This window comes from Streptomyces pseudovenezuelae (assembly GCF_001513955.1).
GTDB lineage: Bacteria > Actinomycetota > Actinomycetes > Streptomycetales > Streptomycetaceae > Streptomyces > Streptomyces pseudovenezuelae.
The window spans coordinates 615359-624615 of record NZ_KQ948150.1 but is presented as its reverse complement, the minus strand read 5'-3'; the positions used below and the strand labels follow the sequence as shown (position 1 = coordinate 624615).

General features: G+C 67.8%; 11 protein-coding genes and 2 pseudogenes. 7 read left to right on the top strand and 6 right to left on the bottom strand.

The features are described from left to right. Positions 1-665: 665 nt before the first annotated feature. Entirely contained in the window at positions 666-1430 is a 765-nt protein-coding gene (locus AQI94_RS30735; RefSeq protein WP_031036023.1) for an alpha/beta fold hydrolase, read from the top strand. A 22-nt stretch (positions 1431-1452) separates the two neighbouring features. Here AQI94_RS30735 and AQI94_RS45165 read toward each other — a convergent pair whose 3' ends face one another. Together AQI94_RS45165 and AQI94_RS45860 are read right to left on the bottom strand one after the other, a co-directional pair. Continuing rightward, positions 1453-1620: a hypothetical protein gene (locus AQI94_RS45165; RefSeq protein ID WP_167364528.1), complete on the bottom strand. Its 168-nt coding sequence runs from the start codon at positions 1618-1620 to the stop codon at positions 1453-1455. Positions 1621-1720: 100 nt separating this feature from the next. Next, positions 1721-1846 (bottom strand): annotated as a pseudogene (locus AQI94_RS45860) (hypothetical protein); the annotation flags it as partial. Positions 1847-1931: 85 nt separating this feature from the next. Between AQI94_RS45860 and AQI94_RS45855 the strand changes: the two are divergent. Continuing rightward, positions 1932-2054: pseudogene (locus tag AQI94_RS45855) on the top strand (DNA-binding response regulator); the annotation flags it as partial. A gap of 58 nt (positions 2055-2112) precedes the next feature. Here the strand turns inward: AQI94_RS45855 and AQI94_RS30725 are convergent. From AQI94_RS30725 to AQI94_RS30715, 3 genes are all read right to left on the bottom strand, one after another. Then, positions 2113-2937 carry a hypothetical protein gene (locus tag AQI94_RS30725; protein WP_031036028.1) on the bottom strand — a complete coding sequence of 275 codons (825 nt, stop codon included), beginning with the start codon at positions 2935-2937 and terminating at the stop codon, positions 2113-2115. Further along, positions 2934-3473 carry a SigE family RNA polymerase sigma factor gene (locus tag AQI94_RS30720; protein WP_031036031.1) on the bottom strand — a complete coding sequence of 180 codons (540 nt, stop codon included), beginning with the start codon at positions 3471-3473 and terminating at the stop codon, positions 2934-2936. The genes AQI94_RS30725 and AQI94_RS30720 overlap by 4 nt, the downstream gene beginning before the upstream one ends. Positions 3474-4018: 545 nt before the next feature. After that, positions 4019-4951 carry an alpha/beta hydrolase gene (locus AQI94_RS30715; RefSeq protein ID WP_225890322.1) on the bottom strand — a complete coding sequence of 311 codons (933 nt, stop codon included), beginning with the start codon at positions 4949-4951 and terminating at the stop codon, positions 4019-4021. A 694-nt stretch (positions 4952-5645) separates the two neighbouring features. On the opposite strand from AQI94_RS30715, the gene AQI94_RS30710 reads away from it, so the two are divergent. The 4 genes from AQI94_RS30710 (at position 5646) to AQI94_RS44745 (ending at position 8007) form a co-directional block, all read left to right on the top strand. Further along, complete coding sequence (locus AQI94_RS30710; RefSeq protein ID WP_031036037.1) at positions 5646-6176, top strand: GNAT family N-acetyltransferase; 531 nt, start codon at positions 5646-5648, stop codon at positions 6174-6176. A gap of 174 nt (positions 6177-6350) precedes the next feature. Next, positions 6351-6563, top strand: a complete 213-nt coding sequence (locus AQI94_RS45845) for a hypothetical protein (RefSeq protein ID WP_031036043.1) — start codon at positions 6351-6353, stop codon at positions 6561-6563. A 31-nt stretch (positions 6564-6594) separates the two neighbouring features. Continuing rightward, positions 6595-7275, top strand: a complete 681-nt coding sequence (locus tag AQI94_RS30695) for a GNAT family N-acetyltransferase (RefSeq protein WP_031036046.1) — start codon at positions 6595-6597, stop codon at positions 7273-7275. Between the two features lie 438 nt (positions 7276-7713). Then, positions 7714-8007: a hypothetical protein gene (locus tag AQI94_RS44745; RefSeq protein ID WP_158806118.1), complete on the top strand. Its 294-nt coding sequence runs from the start codon at positions 7714-7716 to the stop codon at positions 8005-8007. Between the two features lie 260 nt (positions 8008-8267). On the opposite strand, the gene AQI94_RS30690 is transcribed toward AQI94_RS44745, so the two are convergent. Beyond that, positions 8268-8648: a hypothetical protein gene (locus AQI94_RS30690; RefSeq protein WP_031036049.1), complete on the bottom strand. Its 381-nt coding sequence runs from the start codon at positions 8646-8648 to the stop codon at positions 8268-8270. Positions 8649-8894: 246 nt separating this feature from the next. Between AQI94_RS30690 and AQI94_RS30685 the strand changes: the two genes are divergently transcribed. After that, a complete protein-coding gene (locus AQI94_RS30685) occupies positions 8895-9227 on the top strand; it encodes a peptidase inhibitor family I36 protein (protein WP_063760144.1) in 333 nt (110 codons plus the stop codon). Positions 9228-9257 lie beyond the last annotated feature (30 nt).

Below are 9257 nucleotides of genomic sequence, written 5' to 3'. Positions count from 1 at the left end.
TCTCGGGTGTGGGGAATCGCCCGTGCCGAGCACGAGTACGCGAACCACGATCCACACCCACGCGGTCCTGGAGGCGGCGATGGTGTCGTGGTTGGAGGAACTCGATCAGCGGGAGGCTGCCATGCGGGAGCAGCTTTGAGGAACTGCGGGCGCAGATAGCGGAGTTGACCGGGCGTCTGGAGGATCCGGAGGCGGTCCCATCACGGTTGGAGATCACCCGCGAGACGATGACGGAGCTCTCGGGTGACGGGTCGGTGCAAGAGCCCGAGCTGCAGGTGCGGCCGTGGTCCACGACTGCGTCGGCCGCAACGGCGGCGAAAGCAGGTGGAGCGTCCCCTGCGCCGGAGCGCTGTCCGCATCCTCCGCGCCGTCAACAGCGCCCTTCCGGCCATGGCCGAGGACTCCACGCGCACGACGGTGTCAGCCGGCTCGGCCGACTCGACCGGCACCTTCTCACCAACCGGCACAGCAGCTCATCCAGGTGCGGCCGCACTTCGTTCCTGGGGCAGAACTGTCGGTCCGACTCCGCCCGAGCAGGACTCGTTGGGGCGACCGCATGCTGTAGCGGTGAACGTTCGCGGGGTCCAAGGGGTCGCCCCGTCGGTCAGGCGGCCGGTGGTGAAATTCATGAGTGTTTCGCTCACCCGCCCCCTAGGGTCAGCGGCATGACTCTCGCTTACGATGCAGCCGGAGACGGCCCCGCCCTGGTACTACTGCACTCCGCGGTGTGCGACCGGAGGATGTGGGAACCGCAGTGGCAAGCCCTGATCGATGCCGGATACCGGGTGGTGCGCTGCGACTTCCGGGGCTTCGGCGAGACCCCTTTGCAGGACAGACCCCACAACGATGCCGAGGACGTGCTGGGCCTGCTGGATGCCCTCGGAATCGGGCAAGCGGCGCTGATCGCATCCTCGTACGGCGGACGTGTCGCACTGGAGATCGCCGCGCGCCGTCCGGACCGGGTATCCGCCATGGCGCTGCTGTGCGCCGGACTACCGGGACATGAACCCACCGATGAACTACGAGCGTTCGGCGAGCAGGAGGACGCGCTGCTTGAGGCGGGCGATGTCGCGGAAGCCGTGGAACTGAATGTGGACACCTGGCTCGGGCCGGACGCCGACGAAGCAATGCGGGCGGAGGTGCGCGAGATGCAACGGCATGCCTTCGAGGTGCAACTGGCCGCACCCGAGGGGGCTGGGCGGAAAGAGGTGGAAATCGACCTGTCAGCCATCAAGGCGCCCTGCCTCGCTCTTTCGGGCGGTCACGACGTTACGGATTTTCGGCAGATCGCGGCCCAGCTGCCGGGACTGCTCGCCGACACCCAGCACCTCGAATTGCCTTGGGCCGGTCATCTTCCCAGCCTGGAACGGCCTGCCGCGGTGACGGAAGTGCTGATCGGGTTCTTGCGCGAGACGGTCCCTGCGGGGTGAGGGTGATTGCCGGGGGCCCGGGTCAGCCCGCCTGCGCGAGGCGGCGTCCGCCCCAGCGGATGCCCTGCTCGCTGCGGATGTGGGCGCGTTCCCTGCATTCGGCGGCCGGGACATTGCCGTGGCGGACGTCGGCATTGCGCCAACGCAGGCATGCAGGGCCCGCGCTGCACCATGAGATCTTTCTGGTCATGTCGCTCATGCGCTTCGGCGATGATTCTTTCGAACTCCTCGGGCGGTAGGCCGCCGGCCGCGTTGTGCCTTCGTCGCGGGTTGTAGAACCCAGTGATCCATGTGGCGATCTTCAGGCGGGCCTCGGTCCGGGGCGCGAGTTGTCGGCGGTGGATGTACTCGACCTTGATCAGCGAGTTGAAACTCTCCGCGGCGGCATCATCCAGCGCGGACCCCACCCGTCCCATGGACTGCACCATGCCCAGGCGGTCACAGAGCTTGTTGTACGACTCGGACGTGTACTCCGCGCCGCGGTCGCTGTGGAAGATCGTCGCGACCAAGCACCTCTCGGAGTCCACGGTCCGCGACTACCTCTCCTCCGCGATCGGCAAGACAGGCACCCGCAACCGGATGGAGGCGATGCGGGAGGCGCGGCAGCAGGGGTGGTGGTTGTGACCCTGCTGCCGCGGCGGGGGTTGTGACCCCTGCCGCCGCCCTGCCCGCATCGCTCACCTCACCCCGTGACCTCCGCCTTCTTGTAGTTCCCTCCGTCCGGTCCCAGGCACACGAACCAGTCCTTCGGGGAGCCGTCCACATCGCGGATCAGGTTCTTGAAGTCGCCGGCCCCCGCAGCGGCCCGTTCCACCCGGGTCTTCGTGCCGTCGTCCCAGGTGCAGGTGACCTCCTGGACGGTCCGGGCGACCTGGCCGATCACCAGGCGCTGCGGGGCATCGTCCCGGTCGGTGCCCAACGGCCTCGAGTACGCCTCGAGTTTGGTCGAGAACCGGCCGTCCTTACTGACTAGTGTCAGGATCACCTTCGACGACTTGCCCCCCGCGGTCAGGCGCACGAAGTGCCAGCTCTCGCCCACCAGGTCCGAGGCCTTCTCCACCGCGACCGGCTCCTCCCCGTTCAGGGCCATCTCGGCGAGCTGGGCGCGTGCCTTCTCCGTGGTCTTCGGCGCGGTCCAGACGACGGCGTCGACCTTCCACTTCCTGCCGTGGTCGGTGCCCCTGGCCAGAGTCGTCACCCGCCGTTCGGGACTCTGCTTCGCCGTCCCCGCCGAGGGCCGCGCGGCCACCTGCCCCGCCCCGTGCCCGCCGCCCGTGTCTCCCATCAGCGCCAGCGTCGTCCCCGTGGACCCCGCGATCACCGCCGCAGCCGCCGCGACCACAGCCCAGCGGCGCGTCTTGCGGCGCCTCCCTCCGCGTACCACCGCCTGATAGGGGGCCGCGCCGACCTCCACCTCGTCCGCCGCGTCCGCCAGCAGGAGGGCGATGTCCGTGTGCGCCTCGTCGTACGTCATGTCGTGGTTCGTCTCCCTGTCCCCGCTCGTCACTTCCGCCCTCCGTTCGTGAGTGCCTCGGCCAGTCCCGGCAGGGCACGGAGCTTCGCGATCCCCCGCGCCGCGTTGCTCTTCACCGCGCCGACGCTGCATCCCATGGCCTCCGCCGTCTGCGCCTCGCTCAGGTCCTCCCAGTACCGCAGGACCACCGCCTCCCGCTGGCGCACGGGCAGTGCGGCGAGCACCGTCAGCAGCGCGCCGCGGTCGTCCGCCCGCGCGATGCGGTCGTCGGCGTCGGGCAGCTCGCGGGTGAGGCCCGAGTCCTCCTTCGGCGCCAGGAACTCCTTGAGGCGTCTGCGGTGCCTGCGGGCGTGCACGTTGATCATCACGCGCCGTACGTACGCGTCGGGGTCGTCGGCCGCGCCGACCCTGCGCCAGGCCACATAGGCCCGTTCGAGCGTCGACTGGACCAGGTCCTCCGCGGCATGCTGCTCCCCCGTGAGCAGGAAAGCCGTGCGCAGCAACCGTGGCCAGCGGCCGACGACGAAGCTCTGGAACTCCGCGTCCCGAGCCTCTTTCCGATCCCTCATGAACACCTCCTAGATGGTTGAAGGAGTCCATGAGGATCGGATTTCGTTGCACCGCCACGCGGAGGATTTTCTTCGAGCCTCGGGCCCGGAGACCCTTCCTTCATCGGTTGAAGCCCCACAGTGTGTGGTCGCCGATCGAGCAACGGCCTCGGTAGTAGCGGCGAGCCAGTGGATACGGCGGTGGGCTGGATCCCGGCCGGGCCGCAGTCGTCGTAGGCGAAGATCCTGTCCGGGCAGCGGTCCAATGGGTCCCTTGCTTCCTCGATCCGGTCCAGCTTCGCCTCGCGGCCGGGATCCGGTGACTTCTTCCGGGTCTCGGTGCGCTGGAAGATGATCCCGCAGCATTTGAGCAGGGTGTGTCATGGATGACCCGGCCGACGACTTTCCTCAGGCAAGCGGCCAGTCCGCGCAGTGACCAGCGGGTTCGGCCACCGCGCCTCCCCCGGTCGGTTCGGACGTCACCGCGCACCCGAACGCCACGAAGACCCACTTCTTCACGTGAACTGGCGCGGACTCCCGATGGACGGCCCGCTCAAACCGATGACCTATGCCGCGAGTGCGTCCAAAGCTTCTGTGACGGCGGCGGGATCCAGTGGGCCCACGTGCGATGCCTCGGGAAAGTTGCGTACGCGGAAGCGGTTGTCGGGTGTGAGTGCGTCTGCCTCCGCGACCATCCTGTCCTGGAGCGCGGTGGCGATCGTCCGGTGCTTCCCGAAGCGCAAGTAGGTGCGGGGAATGCGTCCCCAGCTGTCAGCTCGGCCGACCGCTCGGCCCGCATAGGCGGTGATGGGCTCGTCGGTCTGCATGCCGGCCAGAATCCGGCGGAAGTCGGCGTCGGGGTAGTCCGCGCAGATCATCTCCTTCAACAGGGCCAGTTCGCGGCTGTCACCCGTCCGGAAGTTCAGCCGCAGCACCCCGAGCTGCTCCAGGTCACCGACAATCAGCTCGACCGGGCTGACGGCGTGGGCGTTCTCGGGTGCAGCCGTGCAGGCATCCGCCGTAGGCAACGCACGGCTGGGGCAGAAGGCCGCCATGTAGCAGATGTGGTGGAGCAGATGCGGGACGGCGTTGCCGACACGGCTGACCGATACGCCACCCAGGCTGTGCCCGACCAGCACGACCGGGCCACTGCGCGCCGCGCGCCGCACGACGCCCGTGACACGCGCCTCGTAGTCGTCCAGCCCGAGGCCCCTCAGCGGCGAGGGCTCGACCGCCATCGCTTTGAGGTCCTGCCGCTGGTACGACTCCGGAACGAAAGCCTCCGTGCCGTGCCGCGGCTGGTCCACCATGACGACACGGTGACCGCGCAGCGTCAGCTCCCGCGCGATCGGCATCCAGAATGCGCCCGCGCTGTGGGTACCGTGCACCAGCACATAGGTGGTGAGGCCGCGACGTGGCTGCGCCGCCGCTCGTGAGGCTCCGGGCCCGCCGGCCAGGGCCGTGCCCCCGAGCGCGAGCCCCAGCCCGCGCAGCGCCATCCGCCTGGTGGCACCGGTACGTTGTTCGTTCGTGGCATCCGTCATGAGTTCGACGCTATGAGCGGCCCGCTGAGCGCACCAGCGGCCCAACACCCCTCCGGGGGTGGCTCTGGCAACACCGTCCTGGTCGTGTCCGGGGAAGGCTCGGGGCCCAAGCGGCCGAAGGTCGAAGACCTCGGCATCCGCTTGCTCCCGCTCGGACGAATTCGGCGCTCTGACAACCGACTTCACCGGCTGACCACGACGACGGCTGTGCTCCAGCTCACCGTGACCGAAACAGCGGGCGGGAACATTGCACAGTGGTTGTCCGTTCATCTGTATGTGGCTGGCGGAGGGGACAGTGTCCCCGGGCCTCACCCTCCGCCCATGGGGACGATCGTCCGGCTGAAGCCCCATGGAGCACCCCGCCGAGAGGCGACCGCCCTCCGCACGCCACCCCCCACGGCCCCGGCTGGTCTCCCCCGTCCAGCCGGGGCCTTCATCTGAAGCCCTCCTGGGTTGCGAGCGGTCGCTGCCTCTGAGCCTCCTACGGTGAGCAGGCCGCGAAGACGTCAAGCGAACGAGAGCCTGTTGCGAAAGTGGATCAAGGTTGCAGATGCTCACGTCCCACCCGGTATGACAGCGAGAAGCCGTGAGTGCCGACCAGCGCATAAACTGTGATCACGAGGGACGAACGACTGCTAGCGTCGGCCGTATGCCTGAACTGATCGCACCCACAGGCCGGCTGCAGTCCTCTTGGCTCGCAGCGCGTGACGAATGGCCCCCAGGTGCCCACCAGGACGGGACCGGTCTGCGTCTCGCGCCTGATGCCAACCTCGAGAGGCCCGCCGTCTTTTTGGAGTGGGTCGAACGACTGCAACAGCAGTCGGACAGGTCAGTTGCAGTGGGAGAAGAGCGCGTCCATGCCACCCATTGGTGGATCGTCGAGGGCGACAGCTACCTCGGAGCCATCGATCTGCGGCACTACCTGAACGCCTTTCTGCTCGACGTCGGCGGGCACATCGGGTACAGCATCCGGCCCTCCTTCCGGAGGCGCGGCCTGGCAACGTGGGCGCTCGGGGCGGTTCTTCCCCGGGCTCGTGCGCTCGGCCTGGATCGAGTCCTCGTCACTTGCGACGACGACAACATCGGGTCGGCACGCAGCATCGAACGTAACGGTGGTGTCCTAGAAGATGTCCGCACCACTGACGCGGGCCTCAAGCGCCGCTACTGGATCACTCTGTAAGCACGACTGTGCGGGTTATAGCCACTCGTTGAGAGCTGCGATCAACACGGTGGCTTCGTAGCGGACCGCGAGTTTGTCGTACCTGGTCGACACCGCCCGGTGGCGTTTCAGCCGGTTGATGCCGCACTCCACGGCATGGCGCTCCCACCGCTTCCCCTCCCCCGGAGGTACCCCGTGTCGCCCGTACCCGAGACCGTCCACCCGGACGCGGCCCCACCGGCCGTGGTCAAGGCAGCCGACCTGCTGGCCGAGGCGGCCCGCACCGTGAACGTTTGCCGCCCGGTCCGTGAGCTGTTCGACGGCGGCGGCAGGGGCTTGTGCGTCGCCGTCCGTGCCGGTGGCTCACAGGTCGAACCCCGTGTCTGCCTGGGCGTGGAAATCAGATGACCGCGGCTGCTCTCGTCTTCGACAATGACGCATGCTGATCGACCACTGGCCCCTGGTGGGACTGCGTCTGAGTACCCCGCGCCTGGAGCTGCGACTGCCCGACGAGGATGAGCTGGCCGAGTTGGGCGAGCTTGCGGCAGAAGGCATCCACGAACCGGACCGCATGCCCTTCCTCGTGCCCTGGACCGACCTGCCTCCAGCGGACCGAGCGCGCTCGGTGGTGCAGCACCACTGGTTGCGCAAGGGGAACTGGTCACCGGAGAACTGGGCCCTGAACCTCGTTGTCTTTGCCAATGGCCAGGTCGTCGGCCTGCAGACCATCGCCGCCCGCGATTTTGCCATGCTGCGGGAGGTGAGCACTGCCTCCTGGCTCGGGGCACGGTTCCAGCGGCAAGGGATCGGTACCGAGATGCGTGCCGCGGTGCTGCACCTGGCCTTTTCCGGCCTGAACGCACTTGAGGCGATGTCGGGTGCCTTCGAGGACAACGCCTCCTCGTTCACCGTATCCATGAAACACGGTTACGAACTCGACGGTGTGGAGCGGCATGTGGTGCGTGGCCGGCCTGTGGTCATGCGGCGGCTGAGGCTGACGCGAGCCCGCTGGGAGATGCACCAGCATGTCCCGGTCTCGATCGTCGGGCTGTCGTCCTGTCTGCCGATGTTCGGTCTTTCGGACGACAGCCGCGCGGGCCTCCAGGGGGCCACCTCGTAACCCGACTGCACCACCCCCGACGGTCACCAGCTCCCTTCCAGCCGCAGCGGATGGCGATATCACTCTCCGCCAGCACCAGGTGGTGTCGTCCCTTAGCGACAGGCGGGGTCGGAACCCACTTACAAAGCCAACTCCCCGGGTCCCGTGCGGCTGGAGGATCCACCTACTGGCCCCCGGGAATGGCACTCCCGCACCAACTGAGAGAACGTCCAAGGCTCGTCCCGGATGAACCTCCCCATCAGCGAGCCCGCGGGACTTTGCGAGCCTGCTGTCGCCACCGGGAGGTGTCTCAGCCGGCATTCGACGCGCGAGACCACGGGGGAGGTGGCGTCAGTTGCTCCATAGGCGAACGGTGCCTGGGAGGGGGTTGCTCGCAGGCTTTTCCACCGGCGGGGCTCACCCCTTGTCGCGCTGATCGGCGACCGGTACAACAGGAGCGTGACCGATGCTTTCGCGCCATCTCCGGACGGCCAACTCAGCCGCCCACCCGCACACGTTCCGGCGGGCAAGAGGCGGCGGACCAAAGAGTCGGAAGGCGGCCTGTTCGCAGCCTTCGCGGCCTTCTGGGGCACCCAGATGCTGGACTTCCAGCCTGTCAGCCAGTTGCTTCCCGAGTACGAGCACACAGTCACCGCGCTGACGGGACTCATTGCCGCAGCGATTACCTATCCGCTCGCGACCTGGTGGCTCAAACGCCTACCTTGCCAGACTCATGCAAGTGGCAGGCGGTAGCGCAACGACGAGTCGACGGAGCCGAGAACCAGTACGGCCACCGCAGCTGTGCACCGGCCGGCCCCACCCAGGTGCATCCGCTATCGCCCAAGATCATCGACAAGAAGGGCAACACGTCGCCGATCTCAATTCACCACGCGTATGAACGCAAGCGAGGCCAGGCTTGTCCGTGTGGGTCGCTGAGCGGTCGGCCTGCCAAAAGAACGGTGTCGTGCAGACCGGACTCTCGGGCGGGGTTGGAGTGGTCGCGGACGCTATCCCTAGATGACGCAGCCGCTCGGGCCGGGTACACCGTCGATCCAGTTGGTGCTGTTCTCGACGTAGTAGCTGGACATGATCCCGTACTTGTCCCAGCCTCGTGGCGACACCATCACCCAGTACGGGTTGCCGCCGACGGACTGCCCCGGGATCTGGCAGTACACCAGCACCTCGTCCCATGAGTTGATCTGGCCGATGACAGGGCAGTTCGAAGTGCTCGGCGACTCGATGCAGTTGCCCGCGTTGATGTCGCGGACGTAGACCCCGTCGGCCCACACGCCGTACCAGCCGCGGCCGTGGCCCTCCGCCGCGGCACTCTGCGAGACGGTGACCACGAGGGCGAGTGCCCCGGCAGCGGCGAGTGCCGCGGTCATCTTGCGCATGACGTTCCCTTCGAGGCTGTGGGGGTGTTCACCAGAGGCGTGCGTGCTCCTCGCCTCGCACCATAGGCAGGCCCCGGGAGCTCGTGGTCCCTGACGTCTGTCAGGGACCACGAGCTCGGACAAGGCGCGACGCTGACCACTCGGAAGTGGCCCGGCGGGCATCAGCCGCTCGGCACTGAGCGAACGGAGGAAGACGTGAAGGCAGGGTTTCGCCGGAAGGCGGGCTTGGGCGTCGCGGCGCTGCTCATGACGACAGCCACGGTTGTGGCTTCGGCGCCGGCGGCCTCAGCAGCCCAGGAGGATTGTCCCAGGGGCTACGTGTGCGTCTGGAACAACGACGTGGCCTGGGGCCAGCCGACGTGGAAGTCGACGGGGAACCTGTACGACCTGCACTCGAACCAGGGCATGACCATCGTCAACAACGGGGTTCCCTGGCCGGGCGCGGACCACATCTGGATCGACGTCTCCGCCCCTGGCGGCAATGTCAAGGAATGCCTGCACTACCCGGGCGACATCAACGCCACCAACTTCGTGGGTTCTGTCACCCTGCACAGCGCGGTGTGGGGCGGCGAGTGCTGAGCCCTTCGCCGACCGCTCGGGCGCACAGCT